The 25,658-nt window shown below is 69.6% G+C and carries 24 protein-coding genes; 15 read left to right on the top strand and 9 right to left on the bottom strand.

Going from position 1 to position 25,658, the window contains the following annotated elements; translation table 11 throughout:
- Positions 1–115: 115 nt before the first annotated feature.
- Together MKW14_RS06870 and MKW14_RS06865 are read right to left on the bottom strand one after the other, a co-directional pair.
- Entirely contained in the window at positions 116–1,939 is a 1,824-nt protein-coding gene (locus MKW14_RS06870; protein WP_240859805.1) for a reverse transcriptase/maturase family protein, read from the bottom strand.
- 495 nt (positions 1,940–2,434) lie between these two features.
- Positions 2,435–2,872: an ATP-binding protein gene (locus MKW14_RS06865; protein WP_240859803.1), complete on the bottom strand. Its 438-nt coding sequence runs from the start codon at positions 2,870–2,872 to the stop codon at positions 2,435–2,437.
- A gap of 201 nt (positions 2,873–3,073) precedes the next feature.
- Here MKW14_RS06865 and MKW14_RS06860 point away from each other — a divergent pair, with 201 nt between their 5' ends.
- From MKW14_RS06860 to MKW14_RS06845, 4 genes are all read left to right on the top strand, one after another.
- A complete protein-coding gene (locus MKW14_RS06860; RefSeq protein ID WP_240859801.1) occupies positions 3,074–3,910 on the top strand; it encodes a helix-turn-helix domain-containing protein in 837 nt (278 codons plus the stop codon).
- An 8-nt stretch (positions 3,911–3,918) separates the two neighbouring features.
- Positions 3,919–4,110: a DUF397 domain-containing protein gene (locus MKW14_RS06855; protein ID WP_240859800.1), complete on the top strand. Its 192-nt coding sequence runs from the start codon at positions 3,919–3,921 to the stop codon at positions 4,108–4,110.
- A 124-nt stretch (positions 4,111–4,234) separates the two neighbouring features.
- Positions 4,235–4,435: a DUF397 domain-containing protein gene (locus MKW14_RS06850; protein ID WP_240859798.1), complete on the top strand. Its 201-nt coding sequence runs from the start codon at positions 4,235–4,237 to the stop codon at positions 4,433–4,435.
- A gap of 73 nt (positions 4,436–4,508) precedes the next feature.
- Positions 4,509–4,724: a DUF397 domain-containing protein gene (locus MKW14_RS06845; protein WP_276618699.1), complete on the top strand. Its 216-nt coding sequence runs from the start codon at positions 4,509–4,511 to the stop codon at positions 4,722–4,724.
- Between the two features lie 6 nt (positions 4,725–4,730).
- Here MKW14_RS06845 and MKW14_RS06840 read toward each other — a convergent pair whose 3' ends face one another.
- Positions 4,731–5,546, bottom strand: coding sequence for an IclR family transcriptional regulator (locus MKW14_RS06840; RefSeq protein ID WP_240859793.1), 816 nt, complete (start codon positions 5,544–5,546; stop codon positions 4,731–4,733).
- Positions 5,547–5,795: 249 nt separating this feature from the next.
- Here MKW14_RS06840 and MKW14_RS06835 point away from each other — a divergent pair, with 249 nt between their 5' ends.
- The 7 genes from MKW14_RS06835 (at position 5,796) to MKW14_RS06805 (ending at position 13,518) form a co-directional block, all read left to right on the top strand.
- Entirely contained in the window at positions 5,796–6,593 is a 798-nt protein-coding gene (locus MKW14_RS06835; protein ID WP_240859792.1) for an ABC transporter substrate-binding protein, read from the top strand.
- 50 nt (positions 6,594–6,643) lie between these two features.
- A complete protein-coding gene (locus tag MKW14_RS06830) occupies positions 6,644–7,387 on the top strand; it encodes an amino acid ABC transporter permease (protein WP_240859791.1) in 744 nt (247 codons plus the stop codon).
- A 1-nt stretch (position 7,388) separates the two neighbouring features.
- Positions 7,389–8,039: an amino acid ABC transporter permease gene (locus MKW14_RS06825; protein ID WP_240859790.1), complete on the top strand. Its 651-nt coding sequence runs from the start codon at positions 7,389–7,391 to the stop codon at positions 8,037–8,039.
- Positions 8,039–8,809: an amino acid ABC transporter ATP-binding protein gene (locus MKW14_RS06820; protein WP_240860444.1), complete on the top strand. Its 771-nt coding sequence runs from the start codon at positions 8,039–8,041 to the stop codon at positions 8,807–8,809. The genes MKW14_RS06825 and MKW14_RS06820 overlap by 1 nt, the downstream gene beginning before the upstream one ends.
- A complete protein-coding gene (locus MKW14_RS06815; protein ID WP_240859786.1) occupies positions 8,806–9,810 on the top strand; it encodes a sugar kinase in 1,005 nt (334 codons plus the stop codon). The genes MKW14_RS06820 and MKW14_RS06815 overlap by 4 nt, the downstream gene beginning before the upstream one ends.
- Positions 9,779–12,049: an SF1B family DNA helicase RecD2 gene (gene recD2 / locus MKW14_RS06810; protein WP_240859784.1), complete on the top strand. Its 2,271-nt coding sequence runs from the start codon at positions 9,779–9,781 to the stop codon at positions 12,047–12,049. Before MKW14_RS06815 ends, recD2 begins: the two co-directional genes overlap by 32 nt.
- A 179-nt stretch (positions 12,050–12,228) precedes the next feature.
- Complete coding sequence (locus MKW14_RS06805; RefSeq protein ID WP_240859782.1) at positions 12,229–13,518, top strand: citrate synthase; 1,290 nt, start codon at positions 12,229–12,231, stop codon at positions 13,516–13,518.
- Positions 13,519–14,241: 723 nt separating this feature from the next.
- Here the strand turns inward: MKW14_RS06805 and MKW14_RS06800 are convergent.
- From MKW14_RS06800 to MKW14_RS06790, 3 genes are all read right to left on the bottom strand, one after another.
- The gene (locus MKW14_RS06800; RefSeq protein WP_240859780.1) at positions 14,242–16,497 is read right to left on the bottom strand and encodes a heavy metal translocating P-type ATPase; all 2,256 of its coding nucleotides are present in this window, start codon (positions 16,495–16,497) and stop codon (positions 14,242–14,244) included.
- A 94-nt stretch (positions 16,498–16,591) separates the two neighbouring features.
- Positions 16,592–16,831 carry a heavy-metal-associated domain-containing protein gene (locus MKW14_RS06795; RefSeq protein ID WP_240859777.1) on the bottom strand — a complete coding sequence of 80 codons (240 nt, stop codon included), beginning with the start codon at positions 16,829–16,831 and terminating at the stop codon, positions 16,592–16,594.
- A 72-nt stretch (positions 16,832–16,903) separates the two neighbouring features.
- The gene (locus MKW14_RS06790) at positions 16,904–17,572 is read right to left on the bottom strand and encodes a TetR/AcrR family transcriptional regulator (protein ID WP_240859775.1); all 669 of its coding nucleotides are present in this window, start codon (positions 17,570–17,572) and stop codon (positions 16,904–16,906) included.
- A gap of 131 nt (positions 17,573–17,703) precedes the next feature.
- On the opposite strand from MKW14_RS06790, the gene MKW14_RS06785 reads away from it, so the two are divergent.
- Both MKW14_RS06785 and MKW14_RS06780 read left to right on the top strand, forming a co-directional pair.
- Positions 17,704–19,980 carry an MMPL family transporter gene (locus MKW14_RS06785; protein ID WP_240859773.1) on the top strand — a complete coding sequence of 759 codons (2,277 nt, stop codon included), beginning with the start codon at positions 17,704–17,706 and terminating at the stop codon, positions 19,978–19,980.
- On the top strand, positions 19,949–20,992 hold the full coding sequence (locus tag MKW14_RS06780) for a zinc-dependent alcohol dehydrogenase family protein (protein ID WP_240859771.1): 1,044 nt from the start codon (positions 19,949–19,951) through the stop codon (positions 20,990–20,992). Before MKW14_RS06785 ends, MKW14_RS06780 begins: the two co-directional genes overlap by 32 nt.
- 88 nt (positions 20,993–21,080) lie before the next feature.
- Here MKW14_RS06780 and MKW14_RS06775 read toward each other — a convergent pair whose 3' ends face one another.
- The 3 genes from MKW14_RS06775 to MKW14_RS06765 all read right to left on the bottom strand — a co-directional run bounded on the left by MKW14_RS06775 (position 21,081) and on the right by MKW14_RS06765 (position 23,705).
- Positions 21,081–21,281, bottom strand: a complete 201-nt coding sequence (locus MKW14_RS06775; protein ID WP_208784039.1) for a helix-turn-helix transcriptional regulator — start codon at positions 21,279–21,281, stop codon at positions 21,081–21,083.
- Positions 21,282–21,677: 396 nt separating this feature from the next.
- Complete coding sequence (locus tag MKW14_RS06770) at positions 21,678–22,526, bottom strand: helix-turn-helix domain-containing protein (protein ID WP_240860441.1); 849 nt, start codon at positions 22,524–22,526, stop codon at positions 21,678–21,680.
- 261 nt (positions 22,527–22,787) lie between these two features.
- A complete protein-coding gene (locus MKW14_RS06765) occupies positions 22,788–23,705 on the bottom strand; it encodes a sugar phosphate isomerase/epimerase family protein (RefSeq protein ID WP_240859770.1) in 918 nt (305 codons plus the stop codon).
- Between the two features lie 124 nt (positions 23,706–23,829).
- On the opposite strand from MKW14_RS06765, the gene iolC reads away from it, so the two are divergent.
- Together iolC and MKW14_RS06755 are read left to right on the top strand one after the other, a co-directional pair.
- Positions 23,830–24,780, top strand: coding sequence for a 5-dehydro-2-deoxygluconokinase (gene iolC, locus MKW14_RS06760; protein ID WP_240859769.1), 951 nt, complete (start codon positions 23,830–23,832; stop codon positions 24,778–24,780).
- The gene (locus tag MKW14_RS06755) at positions 24,777–25,658 is read left to right on the top strand and encodes a Cgl0159 family (beta/alpha)8-fold protein (protein ID WP_240859768.1); all 882 of its coding nucleotides are present in this window, start codon (positions 24,777–24,779) and stop codon (positions 25,656–25,658) included. The genes iolC and MKW14_RS06755 overlap by 4 nt, the downstream gene beginning before the upstream one ends.

Raw genomic sequence — 25,658 nt, 5'->3', positions numbered from 1 at the left:
CCATCGCGGTGATCAACGAGCTAGGCCGCCGCAAGTGTGAGGTGGGCCGCCGGGCGAGGAGGCAGCGGAGCTGCCCCTTTTCCCAGCGGCCTCCTCCCGAACCCGTCGTGCGACGTTAATCGCAACGGGCTCTCCAGTGACTGCCGTGAGCTGCGGCTTCGCGTCCAACGTGGATGCCGTCGTGGCAGGTTGAGCAGACCACGAGTGTCTTGCGTCGTTTCCTGGCCATGAGGGCTGCCCAGTTGGGTTGTTCCTGCCCGAGCCGGTCGAGGTCTGCGAGCTTGCGGATCTGGTGGACCTGGATTTTCTCGGTCTGTCCGCAGAGTTCGCAGAAGCCTGCCAGCAGCCGCCTGGTCAACTCGCGCCGACGAGGGGGACTGTGGGCAGGGTCGCGGTCCTTCAGGACTGCGGACTTCTGCCGTTTGAGGGGAATGCCACCGAACTGTGCGATCAGCGGTTTCCTGCTCGGGGCGCGGGTGATGCTGGCCTGGAGACACTTGCGAGGCCCGGCCGGGGTGTCGATGGTGACCTTGTACTTGCGGGCCATCTTCGACATGGTCGAGCGATGCTTGTTCGCCAGGGAGCACAGCAGCGAGGACTGCATGACCCAGTGCAACCGGCTCAGTCGGAAGACGTCACCGGCGAGCAGGTAGTACTGAACGATTCCGCGGTACCTGGCGCCGTAGATGCTGACGATGGTGTAGTCGTCGTAGTTGAGCATCGAGGTCTGCCGCGCGGGTTTTCCGCGTTTCAGGTACGGGGCGCATTTGGCCTTGATCACGTCCTTCGGAACGCGCAGTTCAACGGTGCCGTTGACCGACCGGCGTTGGCGCCTGCGGCCTGATCTCCGTTCTGCCCTGCTGTCGTTCTTGTGGATCGCGATTTCGTATCCGAGGAATCTTGCCCTGCCGGTTCCGGCGTGGGTGATCAGTGTTTTCTCCTGTGACAGTTCCAGCTTGAGATCGTCTCGCAGGAACTGAGTCAGGCGCTGTTTGATTTCCTCGGCTTCGGCCTTCGGTCCGGTGAACCCGATGAGGGTGTCGTCGGCGTATCTCACATAGCGCAGGCGGCGATATCCCGGGTCGTGCATGTCCTGACTCGGGAGGCTGTGCAGCCGCTTGCGCAGAGCGCGCACTTCGGCACGGTCTCCGCGCCTGCGTGCCCGCTGGATAGCCGCTTCGACCTCGCGGTACTCAGGGTTCCTCGCCCTGAGCTTTCCACGGGTGTATTCCGGCATGAGGACTGTTTCGACGAAGGTGTCCAGCTTGTGCAGATAGATATTGGACAGGATGGGTGAGAGAACCCCACCTTGCGGTGCGCCACTGAGTGTGGCGTTCCACGTCCAGTCTTCTAGGTATCCGGCTCGGAGCATGTTCTGCACGAGTCGCAGGAACCGGTTGTCGTGGATTCTTTCACCCAGGATTCCGAGCATCACCTGATGGTCAAGCGAGTCGAAACACCGGGAGATGTCCCCCTCGATGAACCAGGTTGTCCCTGTCCACACCACTGCCACTTCGCGTAGTGCCGAGTGGCAGCCTCGGTCGGGACGGAAGCCGTGGGAGCGATCGGAGAACTGCGGCTCGTAGTACGCCTCCAGCAGGAGGCGCATCACCTCGCCGACCAGTTTGTCCGTCCATGACGGCAGGCCCAGCGGTCTCCTCTTCCCGTTCTTTTTCGGGATGTAGGTCCGCTGCACCGGCTCGAATCGAAAACGCTCGTGACGTAGCGCATCGATGATGCGTTCGATCTTGTCCAGCGACATGCCGTCTGCGGTTTCCCCTGAGGCCCCGGGCGTCATCGCCCCCTGGTTGGAGTAGATGCGTCCGTGGGCCATCAGATACAACTGCGGGTTGAACATCTGTCGATACAGCTCATTGCATGGCAGGTTTCGCCTGCCGCGTTCACGGAGGATCTCAAGCACCGCTTCGGCGTTCTGCATTTCGCATACCTCCCGGTCTCTTTGATCCCAATATCACCTGTGCCCCTTCGCCCTGTTTCCGGTTTTCCCGGACCCCTTGGCAGGTCGTTACTCCTGCGACTACTACGGGCACTCCGTCACCATGGGGCTCGCGCCCTTTAGGTGATCCCCTGTTTCATCTGAATGTACGTTCTAGCGCGATTTAGGCGCCCCACTCATCTCCTTGAATTCCCTCACTGGGAATCGCTCCGCCCCCTGGAGTTGCACGGGCCGTGCAAAGTAGCCCGTACAGAGAGCGGCGCCGGCATCAGGTATCTTTCCGGCGGACCTGTCTTTTAGTCGACTGGAGATTGGGGTTCAGGCAATCCAGCTTTCGCCATGTCGCGCGGGTCTCGCGACGCACCGTCCCTGATACCTGGACCCGGTCACCGCTTTCCTGACATGCTACGGTCCCCTCCGCCTTTCGACTTCGGGTAAGTCATTGGACCCAGGGATATCCTCCAAATCCCTCCCGACTCAGCCGGGGATACATTCAGACGCCTCCAGGGCGCACTGGCACCACACGTACTTGCCCCGGTTGCCGTGCCGCGACAGCGGATGCCAGCCCCATACGTCCGCGCAGGCCCGGACCAGCACCAGTCCTCGCCCCGCCTCCGCCTCATCCAGCCGCGCCAACGGCACCGGCGGCTCCGGCGGTTCGGGATCCGCGTCCCACGCGCCGATCCGCAGCGTGCCCGGCGGCGCCCAGCGCACGCGCAACGCGGCCGGCCCCTTCGTGTGCCGTACGGCGTTGGTGATCAGCTCGGTGGCGAGCAGTTCGGCGACGTCGACGAGGCCGATCAGCCCGTGCGCGGTGAGGATGAGCCGGAGGGTGCGGCGACTGACGGTGACGGCGCGGGGGTCGTTGGGGATGGAGAGGCAGTACTCCCAGGGCTCCGGCGCGTTTTCGGGCATGCGTCAACTCCGGTACGTAGGTGGGGGTTGGCGGTGGCATCGCCGCGACCGTCAGGACATGGCAAGGCGGAGCGGTGCACTTCCGCAGTGTGTGCGTTGCGTCACTGACGGTAGACCTGAAAGTTTCGGTTGAGCAAGCCGGTCGCGTAATCTGACCCCGAACGAGTCGCGCCGACAGGCGTGTTGGAGCAAGGAGCGGCCATGAGCACCAGGCGCGAACCGACGGCACGCCAGCTGCGCCTGGCAACGGAGCTGCGAAGGCTCCGCGATGCGGCCGGCCTGACTGCCCGAGAGGCCGCCAAGCTACTCGGCGTGAGCAATGTCCAGATCAGTCAGATCGAGGCGGGACTGTCTGGCGTGAGTGAGCAGCGGCTGCGGCGTCTGGCGTCCCACTACGCCTGCACGGATGACGAGTTCATTGACGCCTTGGTCGCGATGGCCACTGACCGGACACGCGGTTGGTGGGAGGAGTACCGAGGCCTGCTGCCCACGTCGTTTCTGGATCTCGCCGAGTTGGAGCACCACGCCGCATTCATGCGCGAGGTGGCGATCCTGTACGTGCCGGGCCTCCTCCAGACGGAGGGCTACGCACGTGGTGTCTTCTCCGCCAGAGTTCCGGAACTCACCGGCGATGAGCTTGAGTTGCGCCTACGGCATCGGCTGCGACGTCAGCAGTTCACCATCCCGTACGAGTTGGTGATCCACGAGTGTGCCTTGCGCATCAGGGTCAGCGACCGGGCCGCCAGCCGAGCCCAACTCATGAAACTCGCGGAACTCTCCGAAGCCGACCACATCACCGTGCGCGTCATCCCGTTCGACCTGGACGGTTTCGGCAGGGCGGCCAGCACCATGACGCACGTCGGTGGCCCCCTGCCCAAACTCGACACTGTCGTCCGTGACGTGCCCCATGGCTCGGCCTTCATCGACTCAGAGGCACAGCTTGGCGCCTTTCGAACGCGCTTCCGTAAAGTGGAGGCTGTGTCACTCGACTCCGAGCGGTCGCGTGACTTCATCCACCGGCTGGCGAAAGAGCTGTGAGGCATCCCATGGACAACTGGCGGAAGTCGTCCTACTCGGGCCCCGACGACGGCAACGCATGCGTGGAGATAGCGAACTCCGCGACCCACACCGCCGTCCGAGACTCCAAAACCCCCGCCCGAGCCACCCTCACCTTCCCCACCCCCGCCTTCGCCACCTTCCTCGACGCCCTGAAGAAGCGCCAACCCCCCTGCCCCTGACGGGCGTCAAGACGTCGGAGCCCCCCCAGCAGCTCCGTAAGCTCGCGTGCCAAGCGGCGTCCCTCGACCCCGAGCGATCCCGCGACTTCATCCACAGTCTGGGCAAGGAATGGTGAGGCACCCCGTGACCACCCCCGAAAACTGGCGGAAGTCGTCCTACTCCGGCGGCGGCGACGGCAACAACTGCGTGGAGATAGCCACCACCCCCACCCACACCGCCGTCCGAGACTCCAAAACCCCCGCCCGAGCCACCCTCACATTCCCAACCCCCACCTTCACCGCCTTCCTCGACGCCGTGAAGAAGCGCCAACACCCCTGTCCCTGACGGGAGTCAGGACGCCGGAGCGCGCCCCAGCAGCTCCGTAAGCTCGCGACTTCATCCACAGTCTGGGCAAGGAATGGTGAGGCACCCCGTGACCACCCCCGAAAACTGGCGGAAGTCGTCCTACTCGGGCCCCGGCGACGGCAACGAGTGCGTGGAGATAGCCACCACCCCCACCCACACCGCCGTCCGAGACTCCAAAACCCCCGCCCGAGCCACCCTCGCCTTCCCCACCCCCGCCTTCGCCACCTTCCTCGACGCCCTGAAGAAGCGCCAACCCCCCTGCCCCTGACGGGAGTCAGGACGCCGGGGCGACCCCGCCCAGCAGTTCCGTCAGCTCGCGCGCCGTCTCCGTCACCCGGTGTCCGATCTCCGGGAGCCGTTCGTGGGTCACCCGGGACGCGGGGCCCGAGATGCTGATCGCGGTGACGACCGCGCCCGCGTGGTTGAAGGCCGGCGCGGCCACGCAGCGGATGTCGAGTTCGTTCTCCACGTCGTCGATGGCGTAGCCGCGCTCGCGGATCAGGGCGAGGTCGGCGCGGAGGTCCTCCGGGGTCGTGATGGTGGCCGGCGTGCGGGCGGGAAGGCCGGCCGCGATCACCGTGTCCAGGACCTCGTCGGCCGCGTGGGCGAGGAACGCCTTGCCGGTCGCCGTGCAGTACGCCGGCTGGCGTCCGCCCACGCGGGAGTGCATGCGTACCGCCTGCGGGCTCTCCACCTTGTCGATGTAGACGATCTCCGGCGGGTCGAAGCTGACCAGGTGCACGGCCTCGCGCGCGTCCTGGGCGAGCCGGTGCAGCAGGGGTGACGCCGTGCGCCGGATGTCCAGCCGCTCCAGGTACACCTGGCCGAGCAGGGCGTTCTGCGGGCCGAGGCGGTAGTGGCCGTTCTCCGGGTCCTGGTCGACCAGGCGGGTGTCCCGCAGGGGGGCCAACAACCGCAACACCGTGCTCTTGCTCAGCTGGAGGCCGGTCGCGAGGTCCGTGAGGGACGTGCCGTGGGGATGGCCGTCGTCCTCGGCCAGGTACATCAGGATGCTCAGCGCCCGCCGCAGGGAGGACGAGGAGTTGCGGCGGGGTTCGGGAGTGGTGTCCGGGGTGTCGTCTGGGGTCACGCGGCGCACCTTACCGTACTGCATTGCAAAACTGAATGTTACATATTGAAATCCACCGTTGACGGCCCCGAGGGTCCGGGCTAACTTCTCGCCAACGCAATGCGAAACGCCGTTTTGCATTGCAGGACACTCTTCAGCTTTCGGCTCCCCAGCCCCCGCCCTCCGCCTCCCCTCGCACCCTCCCGGAAGGGAACGCATGTGATGAGATTTCGTCACGGTACCCGCAACCTGATGGCGATTTGTATCGGTGTGACTGCCGTCGCATCCCTCTCCGCCTGCACCTCCGCCTCCGCAGGCACCGGCGGCTCGGCCTCCGGCTCGCAGTCCTCGACGCTCCAGGACGTCATCAAGCGCGGCACCCTCAACGTCGCCAGCTGCCTGACGTTCCCGCCGTTCGGCTCGACGGACAAGAACAACAAGCCGCAGGGCTTCGACGTGGACGTGGCCACCGCGATGGCCACCGCGCTCGGCGTCAAGGTGCACATCGTCGACACCACCTCCGCCAACCGCATCCCGAACCTGCAGACCAAGAAGGTCGACGCGGTGGTCTGCAACTTCACGACCACCGCCGAGCGGGCGAAGCAGGTCGCCTTCAGCGACCCGTACATCGTCGCGGGCGAGGTGCTGCTGGTGAAGAAGTCCAGCGGCATCGACACCCTCAAGGACCTCACCGGCAAGACGGTCGCCGTCACCAAGGGCTCCACCAACGGCGACGCGGTCAAGGCAGGCAACCCCAAGGCGAAGATCCAGGAGTACGACACCTCCTCCGCCGCCGTCCTCGCGGTGAAGCAGGGCCAGGCCGACGCGATGGTCGAGGACTCCAACTTCCTCAACTACCAGGCCAAGCAGGACCCCTCGCTGAAGGTCACCAAGGAGTCCGTCGTACCGCTGGAGTACAACGGCATCGGCGTCCCGCTCGGCGACGCCACCTGGCTGCAGTGGGTCAACACCTGGCTGCGGGAGTTCAACACCTCCGGGCAGGCCGCCGACCTCTACAAGAAGTGGTTCGGCGTCAGCCGCCCCTACCCGCTCAACCCGTCCTACTGAGTCCCGGCGGGGTGGCGGGGGGTTGTCCCCGCCACCCCGGGAGGAGTCCCATGTTCGTCGACTGGAGCTACGCCCTCCGGGACTGGCCCACCTATCTGGACGCCGCCTGGCTGTCCCTGCGGCTGTCGCTGGAAGCCTTCGTACTCGCCTTCGCCCTCGGTCTGCTCGGCGCGCTCGCCCGAGGTTCCCGTCTCGTCGTGCTGCGCGCGCCCGCCGCCGTGTATGTCGAGGTCATCCGCAACACTCCTGTGCTGCTTCAGATGTTCGTCGCCTACTTCGCGCTTCCCTCGGCGGGGCTCCGGCTGAGCCCGGTGCAGGCGGGCGTGCTCGCCCTCGGCGTGAACGTCGGCGCGTACCTCACCGAGATCTTCCGCGCCGGCATCCAGGCCGTCCCGCGCGGCCAGCGCGAGGCCGCCCGGGTGCTCGCCCTGAGCCCGGTCCGCACCTTCGCGCACGTCGTGCTCCCGCAGGCGCTGCGCAACGTCTACCCGGCCGTCGTCAACCAGCTGGTGCAGATCATCCTCGGCTCGTCCCTGCTGTCCGCCATCTCGGTGCCCGAACTGACCGGCACCTCCATGGTCATCAACTCCCGCACCCTGCTGACCGTCCAGGTCTTCGGCATCGCCGCGATCCTCTACCTGGTCCTCACCAACGCGGTGGTCCTGGTGGCGGGGCTCATCGGGCGCGTCGCGTTCAAGCCGCCGCTGCGGCCCGCCGCCCGGCCGCGTCCGCTGAGCGCCGTACGACGTCTGCTGCCCGCCCGTGCCGTACGGCCCGCCCCCAAGGAGGCCTGAGATGGACTGGTCCCTGATCTGGTCCAACCGCGAGCTGTACCTCTCCGGGCTGTGGTCCACCGTGCAGCTCTCGCTCGCCGCGATCGCCACCGGCACGCTCCTCGGCCTGGTCGTCGCCGCGATCCGCACCAGCCGTGTTCCGGTGCTGGCCCAGCTCGCCCGCGGCTATCTGGAGGTCTTCCGCGGCACCCCGCTGCTCATCCAGATGCTGTTCATCTACTTCGGCGCCGCCTACCTGAGCGGCTTCGGCATCACCATCTTCGGGGCCGCCCTGCTCGCCCTCACCCTCTACCAGGGCGCCTACATCGCCGAGATCTTCCGGGCCGGCATCGAGGCGGTGCCGCGCGGCCAGTGGGAGGCGGCGCGGGTGCTGGGCCTCGGCCGGGGGCGGACGTTCCTGAGCGTCGTACTGCCCCAGACCCGCGCGATCGTGCTGCCGCCGCTGGTCGGCCAGTACCTCTCGCTGATCAAGGACACCTCCATCGCCGTCGTCATCGGCTACGTCGAACTGGTCCGCCAGGGCCAGGCCGTCATCGACCGCGTGGGCGACCCGGCGACCTCCTACATCGCCGTCGCCGTCCTCTACTTCGTCATCTGCTACCCGCTGTCGCGGCTCGTGCGGCACATGGAACGAAAGGCCGTCACCGCATGATGATCACCGATCCCGCCGCGCAGCAGCAGGCGGTGGCCCCAGCCCGCATCGCCCTGTCCGGTGTGCACAAGCGCTTCGGCGACCTGGAGGTCCTCAAGGGCGTCGACGTCGACGTGGAACCCGGCGAGGTCGTCGTCCTCATCGGCGCCAGTGGCTCCGGCAAGTCCACCCTGCTGCGCATCATGTGCGACCTGGAGCGCGCCGACAGCGGCGACGTGTGGGTGAACGGCGTACCGCTGCACGACCGCAAGCGCGCCCCCGAGATCTTCGGCCATGTGGGCATGGTCTTCCAGCAGTTCAACCTCTTCCCGCACAAGACGGCCCTCGGCAACGTCACCCTCGCCCTGCTGAAGGTGCGCAAGCTGTCGCGTGCGGAGGCCGAGGAGCGCGGCCACGCGGCGCTGAAGCGGGTCGGGCTGTCCGAGAAGGCCGACGCCTATCCCGCCCAGCTCTCCGGCGGTCAGCAGCAGCGCGTCGCCATCGCCCGCGCGCTCGCCATGGACCCCGCGATCATGTTCTTCGACGAGCCGACCTCCGCCCTCGACCCCGAACTTGTCGGCGAGGTCACCGGAGTCATGCGCTCCCTCGCCGAGGACGGCATGACCATGGTGGTCGTCACCCACGAGATGCGCTTCGCCAAGGACACCGCCGACCGCGTCGTCTTCATGGACGGCGGTGTGGTCCTCGAACAGGGGCCGCCGGAGCAGGTGTTCGGCAACCCGGCCGAGCAGCGCACCCAGCAGTTCCTGCACCGGGTCCTGGACACGTGAGGGGCGCTGACACGCCGGCCCCCACGGGATCCGCCACCGAGGTCGTCTGCATCGGCGAGACCATGGCCGTCCTCGGTCCCGCCGACGCCGCCCGCCCCCTCGCCCACCAGACCACCCTCGCCCTCTCCGTCGGCGGCGCCGAGTCCAACGTGGCCTGCGCGCTGACCGCCCTCGGGCACCGGGCGGCCTGGCTCGGCAGGGTCGGCGACGATCCGCTCGGCCGGCGCGTCCTCGACGAACTGGCCGACCGGGGCGTGGACGTCTCCGCCGCCCGGACCGACCCCGAGCGGCCGACCGGCGTCTACTTCAAGGACCCCCGCCCCGACGGAACCGGCGTCCACTACTACCGCCGCGGCTCGGCGGCCTCCGCCATGGACCCCACCCTGGCCGCCCAGCCGTTCCTGCACCGGGCCCGGGTCCTGCACCTCTCCGGCATCACCGCCGCCCTCTCGGACAGCTGCGCCGAACTGGTCGACCGTCTCGTCGTCCGCAGGGCCGTCCCCGGCCCGCTCGTCTCCTTCGACGTCAACCACCGCCCGTCCCTGTGGCGGGACCGCCCGCAGGACGCGGCCCCCGTGCTCCTCGGACTGGCCCGCGCCGCCGACCTGGTGTTCGTCGGCCGCGACGAGGCCGAGTCGCTGTGGGGTACCCGCACCCCCGCGGCCGTCCGCGACCTGCTCGGCCCCGGCGGGACCCTCGTGGTCAAGGACGCCGGGTACGGCGCGACGGCGTACGGCGCCGACGGCACCGAGGCCTTCGTCCCCGCCCCGGCCGCCCGGATCGTCGAACGCGTGGGCGCCGGTGACGCCTTCGCCGCCGGTTATCTGGCGGCCCTCCTCGAAGGCCGCACCCCCGAGGCCGGCCTGCGCCTGGGCCACCTGGCCGCGGCGGCGGCCCTGGCCACCCGGGAGGACGTCCCGGCCGTCCTTCTCACTCCCGGGTGTCGGACCGCACCGGTACCGTCGGATCATGGCTCAACAGGCGGAGAACCCCACGGGTGAACGGCGGCTCGCCGTGCTCGAAGGCGTGCTGGAGCGGATCACGTACGCCAACGAGGAGAACGGCTACACGGTCGCCCGGGTCGACACCGGCAGAGGCGCCGGCGACCTCCTGACGGTCGTCGGCGCGCTGCTCGGCGCCCAGGTGGGGGAGTCCCTGCGAATGGAGGGACGCTGGGGCTCGCACCCTCAATACGGCAAGCAGTTCACCGTCGAGAACTACACGACACTGCTGCCGGCCACCGTCCAGGGCATCCGGCGCTATCTCGGATCCGGCCTGGTCAAGGGCATCGGACCGGTCTTCGCCGACCGCATCACCCAGCACTTCGGGCTGGACACCCTGAAGATCATCGAGGAGGAGCCCAAGCGGCTGATCGAGGTCCCGGGCCTCGGCCCCAAGCGCACGAAGAAGATCGCCGATGCCTGGGAGGAGCAGAAGGCGATCAAGGAGGTCATGCTCTTCCTGCAGACGGTGGAGGTGTCCACGTCCATCGCCGTGCGCATCTACAAGAAGTACGGCGACGCCTCGATCTCCGTGGTCAAGAACCAGCCCTACCGCCTCGCGGCCGACGTCTGGGGCATCGGCTTCCTGACCGCCGACAAGATCGCCCAGTCCGTCGGCATACCGCACGACAGCCCGGAGCGGGTCAAGGCCGGCCTGCAGTACGCGCTCTCGCAGGCCACCGACCAGGGCAACTGCTACCTCCCCGAGGAGCGGCTGATCGCCGACGCGGTGAAGCTGCTGCAGGTCGACACCGGGCTCGTCATCGAGTGCCTCGCGGAACTGGCGGAGGTGCCCGAGGACGGCGGGGACCCCGGTGTCGTACGGGAGAAGGTGCCCGGGGAGCACGGCGAGAAGGTCACCGCGATCTACCTCGTCCCCTTCCACCGCGCCGAACTCTCCCTGTCCGCCCAGCTGTTGCGGCTCCTGCGCACCGACGAGGACCGGATGCCCGGCTTCCGGGACGTGGCCTGGGACAAGGCGCTGGCCTGGCTGAAGGGCCGCACGGGAGCCGATCTCGCGCCCGAGCAGGAGGCGGCCGTCAAGCTGGCGCTGACCGAGAAGGTCGCCGTGCTGACCGGCGGCCCCGGCTGCGGAAAGTCCTTCACGGTCCGCTCGGTCGTGGAGCTGGCGCGCGCGAAGAAGGCGAGGGTCGTCCTGGCCGCCCCCACCGGACGCGCCGCCAAGCGCCTGGCCGAGCTGACCGGCGCCGAGGCGTCCACCGTGCACCGCCTGCTGGAGCTCAAGCCCGGCGGCGACGCGGCCTACGACAAGGACCGGCCGCTCCAGGCCGACCTGGTGGTGGTCGACGAGGCGTCGATGCTGGACCTGCTGCTCGCCAACAAGCTGGTCAAGGCCGTACCGCCCGGCGCCCATCTGCTCTTCGTCGGGGACGTCGACCAGCTGCCCAGCGTCGGCGCCGGCGAGGTGCTGCGGGACCTGCTCGCCGAGGACAGCCCGATCCCCGCCGTGCGCCTCACGCGCGTGTTCCGGCAGGCCCAGCAGTCCGGCGTGGTGACCAACGCGCACCGGATCAACTCCGGGCAGCATCCGGTCACCGACGGCATGAAGGACTTCTTCCTCTTCGTCGAGGACGACACGGAGGAGGCCGGCCGGCTCACCGTGGACGTGGCCGCGCGCCGCATCCCGGCCAGGTTCGGGCTGGACCCGCGCCGGGACGTGCAGGTCCTCGCGCCGATGCACCGCGGGCCGGCCGGCGCCGGCACGCTCAACGGACTGCTCCAGCAGGCCATCACCCCGGGCCGGCCGGACCTGCCGGAGAAGAGGTTCGGCGGCCGGGTCTTCCGGGTCGGCGACAAGGTCACCCAGATTCGCAACAATTACGAGAAGGGGGAGAACGGTGTCTTCAACGGCACCGTGGGCGTGGTCACCTCGCTCGACCCGGTCGACCAGCGCCTGACGGTGCTCACGGACGAGGACGAGGAGGTGCCGTACGAGTTCGACGAGCTGGACGAGCTGGCCCACGCGTACGCGGTGACCATTCACCGCTCGCAGGGGAGTGAATACCCCGCCGTGGTGATCCCGGTCACCACCGGAGCCTGGATGATGCTCCAGCGGAACCTGCTCTACACGGCGGTCACCCGGGCCAAGAAGCTGGTGGTGCTGGTCGGTTCGCGCAAGGCGATCGGTCAGGCGGTGCGCACGGTGTCGGCGGGCCGGCGCTGTACGGCGCTGGACTTCAGGCTCATCTCGAAAAATGATCGATCAAATGAGTCGTGAAGGTCACAGAGCACTTCCGGATCGGGAAGACAGGGGGCAGGATGGGCAAGTTGGCGGCACTCAGTGCCGTCGATAGGCCCGATGGTCGACCCCGAGTGCACTCTCCTGAGCCAATTGGGGGAAGGTAGAGACAGTCAGGGCAACCTCGAAGATGAGGCACTACGTCGGTGAGGGAAGACGTGAGCGACAACTCTGTAGTACTGCGGTACGGCGACGGCGAGTACACCTACCCGGTGATCGACAGCACCGTCGGCGACAAGGGCTTCGACATCGGGAAGCTCCGCGCCCAGACCGGGCTGGTCACCCTGGACAGCGGCTACGGCAACACCGCCGCCTATAAATCCGCCGTCACCTACCTCGACGGCGAGGCGGGCATCCTGCGGTACCGCGGCTACCCGATCGAGCAGCTGGCCGAGCGCTCCACCTTCCTGGAGGTCGCCTACCTGCTGATCAACGGCGAGCTGCCCACCGTCGACGAGCTCACCTCGTTCAAGAACGAGATCACCCAGCACACGCTGCTGCACGAGGACGTCAAGAACTTCTACCGGGGCTTCCCGCGCGACGCCCACCCGATGGCGATGCTGTCCTCGGTGGTGTCCGCGCTGTCCACGTTCTACCAGGACAGCCACAACCCCTTCGACGAGAAGCAGCGCAACCTCTCGACGATCCGCCTGCTCGCCAAGCTTCCGACGATCGCCGCGTACGCCTACAAGAAGTCGATCGGTCACCCGTTCGTCTACCCGCGCAACGACCTCGGCTACGTCGAGAACTTCCTGCGGATGACCTTCTCGGTGCCGGCGCAGGAGTACGACCTCGACCCGGTCGTGGTCTCGGCCCTCGACAAGCTGCTGATCCTGCACGCGGACCACGAGCAGAACTGTTCGACCTCCACGGTCCGGCTGGTCGGCTCCTCGCAGGCCAACATGTTCGCCTCCATCTCGGCCGGCATCAACGCCCTGTGGGGCCCGCTGCACGGCGGCGCCAACCAGTCGGTGCTGGAGATGCTCGAGGGCATCCAGGCGGGCGGCGGCGATGTGGACTCCTTCATCCGCAAGGTGAAGAACAAGGAGGACGGCGTCCGTCTGATGGGCTTCGGCCACCGGGTCTACAAGAACTTCGACCCGCGCGCGAAGATCATCAAGGCCGCCGCGCACGACGTCCTCTCGGCCCTCGGCAAGTCCGACGAGCTGCTGGACATCGCGCTGAAGCTGGAGGAGCACGCGCTCTCCGACGACTACTTCGTCTCGCGCAGCCTCTACCCGAACGTGGACTTCTACACCGGTCTGATCTACCGGGCGATGGGCTTCCCGACCGAGATGTTCACGGTCCTGTTCGCCCTCGGCCGGCTGCCGGGCTGGATCGCCCAGTGGCACGAGATGATCAAGGAGCCGGGTTCGCGTATCGGGCGTCCGCGGCAGATCTACACGGGTGTCGTCGAGCGGGACTTCGTCCCGGTCGAGGAGCGCTGACGCCTCCGGCGGGCGCCGATCGCCCAGGAGCTCGGTACTGAAGGAGCGTGGGCGGCTGCGGGCCGGCTGTGGTCGGTCGCCGCCCACGCGGCGGAGTCGCACATCGATACAGTCCCGCGCCCCTGGGCTGTTGCACCGGGCGTACCTCAGTAGGTGAAGCAAAAAGCGGAAGGCGCCCTGGCGGCGGTCCCCCCACGGGCCGACGACCAGGGCGCCTTCCCATGTCCCGGTGCGGATTCCCCCCACGGGATCCGGCCGGGCGCCTGAGAGACCAGCGCCTGAATTCGCTGTTCTTTCGGTACTGCTGGTACTGCGGTTGAGCAGAACGAGCAAAACTCGTCGTACTCATGGGTGATGTGTGCGGTCTGCCGGGACAACGCACGCTCGGGAGGGCCGCTCAAAGCTTCCCGAAGTACGTGCCCCGGCAACGCATCTCTGGAGAAGTCCCCCAAGACGACTCCAGATGCCGGTTCGCGCCCCCCAAGACGCTCTCCGACATCGCCAACTTAGACCTTCGAACCCCTTCGATGGTTACGTTCACATCACTGTGATCTGCGTCTCTTGCATTTGTCCGTTTGATACGCAAGAGCCCCGACGCGTTGATCGGGACCCCAGCGTAAGGATGATGCGCGAGCCTTGTGAAGAGCTTATGTGAGCCCAGCGCCGGACTCTAGGGGTGCTCTTACTTCAGGTGCCCGTAACCGGCAGTAACTTGGCCGGAGTTCAGTGGAACGTCCGCAATCTGAGACTGTTGGTGACCACGAAGACGGATGAGAAGGCCATCGCGGCCCCGGCGATCATCGGGTTCAGCAGCCCCGCGGCGGCCAGCGGCAGCGCGGCGACGTTGTACCCGAACGCCCATACGAGGTTTCCCTTGATCGTGGACAGCGTCCTGCGCGACAGCCGGATCGCGTCCGCGGCCACCCGCAGATCACCGCGCACCAGCGTCAGGTCGCCCGCCTCGATCGCCGCGTCCGTCCCGGTGCCCATCGCCAGGCCCAGATCGGCGGCGGCGAGCGCGGCCGCGTCGTTGACGCCGTCGCCGACCATCGCGACGACCCGTCCCTCGTCCTGCAGCCGGTGTACGGCGGCCACCTTGTCCTCGGGCAGGACCTCCGCGATCACCTGCTCGATCCCGACCTCCCGGGCCACCGCCTCGGCCACCGTCCGGTTGTCCCCGGTCAGCAGCACCGGCGTCAGGCCCAGCGCGCGCAGCCCGCGCACCGCCTCGGCGCTGGTCGGCTTCACCGCGTCGGCGACGGCCACGACACCACGTGCCACCCCGTCCCAGCCGACCACGACGGCCGTACGACCGCCCCTCTCGGCCTCGTCCCGGGCGCGGGCCAGCTCCGGCGGCAGGGCGTCGTGGAGGCGCCCCACGGCCACGTCACGGCCGTCCACACGGCCGCGGACGCCCCGGCCCGGCACGTTCTCGAAGCCGTCGACCTCCGGCAGCCGTCCGAGCCGCTCCTCGGCGCCCGTGGCGACGGCGCGGGCGACCGGGTGCTCGGAGGCGTGCTCGACGGCGCCCGCCAGTCGCAGCACCTCCTTCTCGTCGGTGCCGTCGGCGGCGTACACCTCCTGGAGGGTCATCCGGCCCGTGGTGACCGTGCCGGTCTTGTCGAGCACGACCGTGTCGACGCGGCGCGTGGACTCCAGCACCTCGGGGCCCTTGATCAGGATGCCGAGCTGGGCGCCACGCCCCGTGCCGACCATCAGCGCGGTCGGAGTGGCCAGGCCCAGCGCGCACGGGCAGGCGATGATCAGGACCGCGACGGCCGCCGTGAACGCGGCGGCGGTGTCGCCGGTGACGCCGAGCCAGGTCCCGAAGGTGACGAGGGCGATGAGGATGACGGCTGGCACGAAGACCGCCGAGATCCGGTCGGCGAGCCGCTGCACCTGAGCCTTGCCGTTCTGCGCGTCCTCCACCAGCCGCGCCATCCGCGCGAGCTGGGTGTCCGCGCCCACGCGCGTGGCCTCGACGACCAGCCGTCCGCCGGCGTTGACCGTGGCCCCGGTGACCGTGTCGCCGACGCCGACGTCCACCGGCACGGATTCTCCGGTCAGCATGGACGCGTCCACCGCGGAGGCGCCCTCGACGACGGTGCCGTCGGTCGCGATCTTCTCCCCGGGGCGTACGACGAAACGATCCCCCACGGCCAGCCGGGACACCGGGACGCGCACCTCGCGCCCGTCGCGCAGCACGGACACGTCCTTGGCGCCCAGTTCCATCAGCGCCCTGAGCGCGGCCCCCGAGCGCCGCTTGGCGCGGGCCTCCAGATAGCGGCCCAGCAGGATGAGCGCGACGACTCCGGCGGCCACCTCCAGGTAGATCGTGGAGGCTCCGTCGGTGCGCGAGACGCTGAACCGGAACTCGTCGTGCATGCCGGTCATGCCCGCGTCGTCGAAGAACAGCGCCCACAGGGACCAGCCGAACGCCGCCAGCGTGCCCACCGCGACCAGCGTGTCCATGGTCGCGGCGCCGTGCCGGAGGTTCGTCCAGGCGGCCCGGTGGAAGGGCAGACCGCCCCAGACGACGACGGGGGCGGCGAGGGTGAGCGCCAGCCACTGCCAGTTGTCGAACTGCAGGGCGGGGATCATCGACAGCGCGACGACAGGGGCCGCGAGCAGGGCGGAGACGGTGAGGCGCTGACGCAGGGAGGCGAGTTCGGGATCGTCCTCGGCGGCCTGCGGCTCCCCCTCGACTGGCTCGACGGGCTCGACGGGCTGCGGCGGCGCGGGCTCCTCGGCGGTGTAGCCGGTCTTGACGACGGTGGCGATCAGGTCGGCGACCTGGATGCCGGCGGGATAGCTGACCTTGGCCTTCTCCGTCGCGAAGTTCACCGTGGCGGTGACCCCGTCCATGCGGTTGAGCTTCTTCTCGACGCGGGCCGCGCAGGAGGCGCAGGTCATGCCGCCGATCAGCAGCTCGACCTCCGCCGCGTCGGCCGGGGGTGTCTCGGTGGGCGTACTGGTCATGTCCGGACTCCAGACATCGGACCGGACCACGCGGAGCCAGTATCAGCTGGTCGGCGCGGCCCGGTCGGAGAACAGAACGGTAAGGGGCGGCCGCTCAGGCCTGGCCGACGAGCTCGAAACCGGCCTCGTCCACCGCGGCGCGCACCGCGGCCTCGTCGAGCGGGGCCGCGGAGACGACGGTGACCTCGCCGGCCGAGGCGACGGCCTTGACCGAGGTGACACCGGGGAGCTCCGAGATCTCGCTGGAGACGGAGCCCTCGCAGTGTCCGCAGCTCATCCCGCTCACCTTGTAGACGGTGGTGACGGAACCCTGGGTGTCGGACTGTGCGGTCATGTCGTTCTCCTCGTCGAGGCGTGTGGGGCCTGCGGGACCCACGGTGGGGCCCCTACCACTCACACTATACCCCTAGGGGGTATGAATCGACGAGGAGCCGCCCGCGGTTCGGCCCAGCCGGTCGCCCACCAGTGGCTCGAGATAGCGGATCAGGACGTTCTTGATCTCCCGGGTGTACGCGTCGCGCTCGGCGCCCTCGTGGGCCAGGACCAGCTCGAGCCCCGCCTTGTACATCCCGAAGCAGACCTGCGCGGTGCGGGTGAGATCGGCGGCGGGGGCGTCGGGCAGGAAGCTGCCGAGCAGTCCCTCGATCCGTCCGAGCAGGGTCGCGTGCAGCACGTCGTGCTCCTCGGCGATCCGGCCGGGCACGTCCGGGCCGTGCATCAGCGCGAAGAAGACCGGGTGGTCGCAGTTGAACGCGATGAACCGGTCGACGGCGGCGCCGACCGCCTGCTCCAGTGGGGTCGCCGGGTCTATCGGGGCGAGCGCCTCGCCGTAGGTCTCCCGCATCTCGTGCATCAGCCGGTCGCCCAGCTCGATCGCGATCGCTTCCTTGTTCGGGAAGAACTGGTAGAGCGTGCCGGGCGAGACGCCGGCCTCGCGGGCGATGGCGTTGGTGCTGGCCGCCGTGTAGCCGGTCGTGACGAACACGGTCGCAGCCGCTTCGAGGAGCTGGGCCACCCGGCGCTCCCCGCGGGCCTGACGGCGGCGCGGCTGCTCCTTCTGCTGGTTGTCGGGCACGCGTTATCCCCAGCTCTCCGAACACGATTGACAAACACGAGCGGTCGCTCGCATTCTGGGGGTGGATCAAATGCGAGCGATCTCTCGTGTTTGTCAGTTTACGGTTTCCACGGTGAAGGGGACACCGCACCATGACCGAAGTCGACAACGAACCCAGCAGTCCACCCCGGCCCGGCGGGTGGACCCGGTTCGTGACCGCCCGACCGCGGCTGTCACTGCTGGTCGCGTTGGTGATCACCGCCCTCGCCGTGCTCGCCGGCAGCGGGGTCGCCGACCGGCTGGGCAGCGGCGGCTGGGAGGACCCGGCCGCCCAGTCGACCTATGCGACCAAGGCCCTGGAGCGCGAGTTCCCGGACTCCCAGCCCAACCTCCTGCTCCTTGTCGACTCGGGCGGCGCCTCGGTGGACGCCCCCGCCGTCGCCGCCGAGGCACAGCGCCTCGCCACCCGCCTCGCCGCCGAGAAGGGCGTCATCGGCGTCGGCTCGTACTGGCAGACCAAGTCACCCGCGCTGCGATCCGAGGACGGTCACGAGGCGCTGATCGCCGCGCACATCAGCGGCGACGAGAAGACGGCGAGCGACACCCTGGAGCGCATGGCGCCCCACTACCGCGGCACGCACGGCCCGGTCCAGGTCAAGGTCGGCGGCATGGTCGCGGTGCGCGGCGAGATGCAGACGATCATCAAGGAGGACCTCGCCCGCGCCGAGATGATCGCCCTGCCGGTCACGCTCGTGCTGCTGGTGATGGTCTTCGGCTCGGCGATCGCGGCGCTGCTGCCGCTGGGCATCGGCATCGTGGCGATCCTCGGCACGAACGCGGTGCTGCGCGGCCTGACGGAGTTCACGGACGTCTCCGTCTTCGCCCTGAACCTCACCACGGCCCTCGGCCTGGGCCTCGCCATCGACTACGCCCTGTTCATCGTCCGCCGCTTCCGGGAGGAACTGTCCACCGGGGCCGAGCCGCCCACGGCCGTCGCCACCACCCTGCGCACCGCCGGCCGCACGGTCCTCTTCTCGGCCCTCACGGTCGCCGTCTCCCTCGCCGCGATGCTGGTCTTCCCGCAGTACTTCCTGCGGTCCTTCGCCTACGCCGGGATGGCGGTGGTCCTGCTGGCCGCTGCGGCCGCCCTGATCCTGCTCCCGGCGGCCCTCCTGCTGCTCGGCCACCGCGTCAACTCCCTCGACCTGCGCACGGTGTTCCGGCGCGGACGCCCGGCCAGGACCTCCGGCGAGGAGGGCACCGCCTGGGCGCGCACGGCGGCCCTGGTGATGCGCCGGGCGCCGTTCTTCGCCCTGGCGACGACGGCCGTGCTGGTCCTGCTCGGACTGCCCTTCCTCGGCGTGAAGTTCGGCACCGCGGACGACCGCCAGCTCCCCTCGACCGCCGAGTCGCACATCGTCCAGCAGCACATCCGCGACGGCTTCCCCGGCAACCCCGGAGGCGGCCTGGAAGTGCTCGCGGAAGGCAGGGCGACGAAAGCGCAGTACGCCGCGTACAAGGACCGGATCGCCGGTCTTCCCGGTGTGCTGCGGGTGGACGGCCCGCTGGTGAGGGGCGACTCCGCGTACTTCACGGTGCTGCCGAAGGGCGAGGCCGTGGACGACACGGCCCAGCGTCTGGTCGGTCAGGTACGTGCCGCGGACGCCCCGTTCGCCACCAAGGTGACCGGCACGGCGGCCGTACTGGTCGACTCCAAGCACGCCATAGCCGAGCGCCTGCCATGGGCCGCCGCCGTCATCGCGGTCGTCACCCTGCTCCTGGTCTTCCTCCTGACCGGCAGCGTGCTGATACCCGTCCAGGCCGTGCTGCTCAACGCGCTCAGCCTGACGGCGATGTTCGGCGCGGTGGTCTGGGTCTTCCAGGACGGCCACCTCTCGGGCCTGCTCGGCTTCACCAGCCCCGGCTCCATCGAGACGACCCTCCCGGTCCTGATGTTCTGCGTGGCCTTCGGCCTCTCCATGGACTACGGCGTCTTCCTGCTCTCCCGCATCAAGGAGGAGTACGACAGAACGGGCGACCACAACGCGGCGGTCCGCCACGGCCTGCAGCGCACCGGCGGCTTGATCACGGCGGCGGCGGTGATCCTGGCCGTGGTGATGGTGGCCATCGGCACCTCCCGCGTCACCAACACCAAGATGCTCGGCCTCGGCATCGCACTGGCGGTCCTGATGGACGCGATGATCGTCCGCAGCCTGCTGGTACCGGCGGTGATGAGACTGACGGGGGCCGCCACTTGGTGGGCGCCGAAGCCACTGCGGAGGCTCCACGCACGGTTCGGCCTGAGCGAGGGTGCTCCGAGCGCGCCCCCCAGGGGCGCGGGTAACGGTGCGACCAGCCACGATGGACCCGCAGAGAACGACGGCGAGGGGATGGCAGATGCGAGCGGTGGTCTTCGAGCAATACGGTGAACCCCCGGAGGTGCGTGAAGTCCCCGACCCCCACCCGGCGCCCCACGGAGTGACCGTCCGCGTGGAAGCCACCGGCCTCTGCCGCAGCGACTGGCACGGCTGGCAGGGCCACGACCCGGACATCACCCTCCCGCACGTCCCGGGCCATGAACTCGCCGGCGTCGTCGAGTCCGTCGGCGCCCGCGTGAGCAACTGGCGCCCCGGCGACCGTGTCACCGTCCCCTTCGTGTGCGCCTGCGGAACCTGCGGCGCATGCGCGGCGGGCGACCAGCAGGTCTGCGAGCGGCAGACCCAGCCCGGCTTCACGCACTGGGGCTCCTTCGCCCAGTACGTGGCGCTGGACCACGCGGACGTGAACCTGGTGGCCGTGCCGCGGGAGCTGTCGTTCGCCACGGCGGCAGCGCTCGGCTGCCGGTTCGCGACGGCGTTCCGGGCGGTGGTGCAGCAGGGCCGGGTCGCCGCGGGGGAGTGGGTCGCGGTGCACGGCTGCGGTGGCGTGGGGCTGTCCGCGGTGATGATCGCGGCGGCATCCGGCGCCCGGGTGGTCGCCGTCGACGTGTCACCGGCGGCGCTGGACCTGGCGCGGAAGTTCGGGGCGGCGGACGTGGTGGACGCCACGCGCGTGCCGGACACGGCGGCGGCGATCCGCGACCTGACCGGCGGCGGCGCACACCTCTCCCTGGACGCCCTCGGCTCGCCGGCGACCTGCGCGGCGTCGGTGAACGGCCTGCGCCGCCGCGGACGCCACGTCCAGGTGGGCCTGCTGCCCTCCCCGGACGGCACGACCCCGGTCCCCATGGCCCGCGCCATCGCCCTGGAACTGGAACTCCTCGGCAGCCACGGCATGGCCGCGCACACCTACCCGCCGATGCTGGAACTGGTCCGCGCGGGCGTCCTTCGGCCCGACCTCCTGGTCACCTCCACCATCGGCCTGGACGCGACCCCGGCCGCCCTGACGGCGATGGGGACGGCACCGGGAGCGGGGGTGACGGTCATCGAACCGTGGAGCTGAGCGCGGCTCCTTGCCGGCCGGGAAGCACGGTGTGCCGCACGGGGGGTGGCGGGGCCCGGGTGGTGCCCGCGTGGTGCCCAAGGGGTGGTCAGGCTTCCTTGCGGCCCCGGTTGCCGGGGCGGGAGGCGACCCAGGCGCGGACCGTGTCGGCGTACCAGAAGGGCTTGCCGCCCTCGACGTGGTCCGGCGGGGGCAGCAGCCCGTGCTTGCGGTACGAACGCACGGTGTCCGGCTGCACCTTGATGTGCGCCGCGATCTCCTTGTACGACCAGAGCCGTCGGTCGGTCATGAGGTGCACCTCCCTGCGCGCACCACGGAGCGGCCGGGGGCGGCCGTCGGGGGAGCCGGGCGCTGCGCTGGCGATCACAAACCTGTGACCCGTGAACGACACGGCTCGGGACGGGTCAGGGCCTGTGCTCGGGGTGTGACGCGGGACCCGCGAACCCGTGACATGTGTGACACGAGGGGGGTGTTTGTGACACGAGTGCCGCAAAGGCATACGCGGCCTCACGGGCGCGGCGCGTTGACTTCACGGGGTTTTCCATGCCGCGTGCGAGCGGTCGGCGCAGGGTGGGCCGGGTCCGCTGCGCCGGGCCCGGCCCACCGGCTCCCCCGCTTCCCCTGTGCGGGTGCCGTCGGCGGTGATCTCCCCCCGAGGACCGGCCGCCGGACGATCAGCGTGCAGTCAGCGGACCCTGCCGGTCTTGGAAAAAACCGAACTGCGGGCCGACGTCAGCAACAGACTCGTCGCCTCGCCGGTCATCCGGTCGGCCGTCGGCACCCCGGGCTGCGACACCGGCGGCAGTGCCCGGGCCGTCGTGAACTCACGCGGTGTGCACCCGGTCATCGCCCTGAACTCGCCGCTGAGATGGGCCTGGTCGTAGAACCCGCAGATCGCCGCCGTCTCCGCCTGCCCGCGCCCCTGCGCCAGCAGCCGCCGCGCCCGCTGCAGGCGCAGCACCCGCGCCGCGACCTTGGGCCCGAGCCCGATCTGCTCCCGGAAACGGTTCTCCAACTGCCGTACGCTCCAGCCCACGTCGTCGGCCAGGTCCCGTACCGGCATCGCACCGCCCGTCCGCACCAGCTCCGACCAGGCCCGCACCACCCGCGCCGAACTCGGCGTCCCCGCCCGCGACCAGCGGACGAAGACGTCGTCCAGCAGCCGGAACCGGGCCTCCCAGGTCGGCAACGAGGCCAGTGCGGCGGCCAGTTCACCGACGGTGTTGCGCCGGTCGCCCACCGCGCGCGTGCCCAGCACATGCGGCAGCTCGTCGGGATCGACGGTACGGTCCGTCAGCTCGTACTGCGGGGTCCCGAACAGCGTGAACGCCGCCCAGGGCGTCAGCAGCACCTCGATCCCCGACAACCGCCCGCCGTGCTCGCCGACGGCCGGCGTGGTCGTGGGCCCGCAGTACACCGACACGAGCGTGGACGTCGGCCGCCCGGCCCGGGTGATCCGCACGGACGCGTCGAACCCGAGCAACAGGGTCGCGGCCCCGATCGGCACCTCCAGCCGCCGCCGAGGCCGGTCCAGGGCCAGCTTCAGCCCGCGATAACTGATCACCCCGGGCCGCAACGCCGGATGCGGCCGAGCCAGCACGGTCTCCCAGGTTCCCCCGGGCCCGCGTCCGGACCGAGATTGCACGGCACTCGTCATCCCACCATGCTGCAACCCCCCAAGGGGCGCGGAACAGTATCAATGTGCGGCTCCGCCGCGTGGGCGCGACAAGCCACAACGAAGCCGCACCCGCTCACGAAGCGTTCCCGGCAGACGAGTAGGCGCCCCTACGTACCCTTACGCCCCGCAAGACCTCAAAAACGCCCGGGTCCGCTGAGCGATCGGCAGCGGCTTGTCCGGATCGCACGGGTACATGTCCTGCTCGACGATCGCGAACAGGTCGACGTCCAGCTTCTGCGCAGCCTCCAGCACCGGCCCCAACGCAGGCACACCGGCAGGCGGTTCGCACATGACGCCCTGCGCCACGGCCGGCCCGAACGGCGTCCCCTTCGCCCGTACGTCCGCCAGGATCTCCGGATCCACCTGCTTCAGATGCAGGTACCCGATCCGCTCCCCGTACGTCTCGATCAGCTTCACGCTGTCGCCGCCGCAGTACGCGTAGTGCCCGGTGTCCAGGCACAGCGAGACCAGCGAGGAGTCGGTCCCGTACAGGAACCGCTCCACGTTCTCCTCGCTGTCGATGTGCGTGTCGGCATGGGGGTGCACCACGATCTGCAGCCCGTACCGCTCCCGCACCTCACGGCCCAGCCGCTCGGTCAGCGTGGTCAGATTGCGCCACTGCTCGGCCGTCAGCGTGTCGGACTCCAGCACCTCGCCGGTCTTGTCGTCCCGCCAGAAGGACGGGATGACCACCAGGTGGGACGCCCCCATGGCCTGCGCGAGCACCGCGTTGTCCGCGACGTGCGCCCAGGTCTTGTCCCACACCGACTCGCCGTGGTGCAGGCCCGTGAACACGGTTCCGGCGGACACCTTCAGGCCACGCCGTGCGGTCTCCTCGGTGAGGACCGCGGGGTCGGTCGGCAGGTACCCGTACGGGCCCAGCTCGATCCACTCGTAGCCGGAGTCCGCCACCTCGTCGAGGAACCGCTGCCACGGAACCTGCTTGGGGTCGTCCGGGAACCAGACGCCCCAGGAGTCGGGCGCCGATCCGATCCGGATGCGGGACAGTGAGGACTGGGGTGACAGGGAACTCATGCCGGTCAGCTTCCGGGGACCGGTAAGCGCTGTCAAGGTCTCGTCCGTATGTCTGGACAAAATGTTGACAGGGCTCCTCGTCCGGGGCTACAAACGCGGAGAGAGCCGCAACGAAGGGAAGCCGATGGCGTACGACCTGATCACCATGGGGCGGATCGGTGTGGACCTGTATCCGCTCCAGACCGGCGTACCGCTGCCGCAGGTGACGAGCTTCGGCAAGTTCCTCGGCGGCTCGGCGACGAACGTCGCGGTGGCCGCCGCCCGCCTGGGCCGGAACACCGCGGTGATCACCCGCACCGGCGACGACCCGTTCGGTACCTATCTGCACGAGGCCCTTCAGGGCTTCGGCGTCGACGACCGCTGGGTCACCCCGGTCCCGGGCCTGCCCACGCCGGTCACGTTCTGCGAGATCTTCCCGCCGGACGACTTCCCGCTGTACTTCTACCGGCAGCCCAAGGCGCCCGACCTCGAGATCGACGCCCATGAGCTGGACCTCGACGCCATCCACGAGGCGCGCGTCTTCTGGGTGACCGGCACGGGCCTGAGCGAGGAGCCCAGCCGTACGGCGACGCTCGCGGCGCTTGCCCACCGGGCCAAGGCCGGTACGACGGTCTTCGACCTCGACTGGCGCCCCATGTTCTGGACGGACCCCGCCTCCGCGCGCCCCTTCTACCAGGAGGCCCTGCGTCACACCACCGTCGCGGTCGGCAACCTGGACGAGGTGGAGGTCGCGACCGGCGTGCGCGAACCGCGGGCCGCCGCGCAGGCGCTGCTGGACGCCGGTGTGGAGCTGGCGGTCGTCAAGCAGGGCCCCAAGGGCGTCCTCGCCGTCAACAGCAAGGGCGAGTCCGCCGAGGTCCCGCCCCTCCCGGTCACGGTCCTCAACGGACTCGGCGCCGGTGACGCGTTCGGCGGCTCGCTCTGCAACGGGCTGCTGGAGGGCTGGGACCTGGAGACGATCATGCGGCACGCCAACGCGGCCGGCGCGATCGTCGCCTCCCGTCTGGAGTGCTCCTCCGCCATGCCGACCCCGGCCGAGATCGAGGCCGCGCTCACCGCGGGAGCCGTCCTGTGACCGTCGACGTGACGGAGCTGGTCCGTCTGCGCACCCACCGCCCCGAGGCGATCGCCGAGGCCGCCGCCCGCCGTACCCGGAGGGGGCTGGTGGGGGAGAGCGGCCGTCTGATGATCGTGGCCGCCGACCACCCGGCCCGGGGCGCGCTCGGGGTGGGGGAGCGCAGGTTCGCCATGGCCAACCGCGCCGACCTCCTCGAACGTCTGTGCCTGGCGCTCTCCCGGCCCGGCGTGGACGGAGTCCTCGCGACCGCCGACATCCTGGACGACCTGCTGCTGCTCGGCGCGCTGGAGGGCAAGGTCGTCATGGGCTCGATGAACCGCGGCGGCCTGCAGGGCGCCGGCTTCGAGCTCGACGACCGCTTCACCGGCCATCGCCCCGAGGACATCGAGCGGCTGAACTTCGACGCGGGCAAGCTGCTCCTGCGCATCGACTACGACGACCCCGGCTCCCTGACCACACTGGAGTCCACCGCCCGCGCCATCGACGCCATGGCGGCCCGCCGGCTCCCCGTGTTCGTCGAGCCGTTCATCAGCCGCCGCACCGACGAGGGCCGGCTGCGCAACGACCTGTCCGCCGAGGCCGTCACCAGGTCCATCGCCATCGCCTCCGGCCTCGGCGGGACCTCCGCCTACACCTGGCTGAAGCTGCCGGTCACCGAGAACCCCGACGACATGGCCGAGGTCATGCAGACGTCCACGCTGCCCGCCGTGCTGCTGGGCGGCGAGGTCGGCGACGACCAGGACGGGGCGTACGAGAAGTGGCGCGGCGCCCTCCAACTGCCCACCGTACGGGGGCTGGTGGTCGGCCGTTCGCTGCTGTACCCCGCGGACGGCGATGTGGCCGCCGCCGTGGACACCGCCGTAGGACTGCTGTGA

This window comes from Streptomyces gilvus (genome assembly GCF_022513565.1).
Taxonomy (GTDB): Bacteria; Actinomycetota; Actinomycetes; order Streptomycetales; family Streptomycetaceae; genus Streptomyces; species Streptomyces gilvus.
The sequence above is the reverse complement of the archived record's forward strand: the minus strand, read 5'-3'. Positions and strand labels throughout refer to the sequence as shown.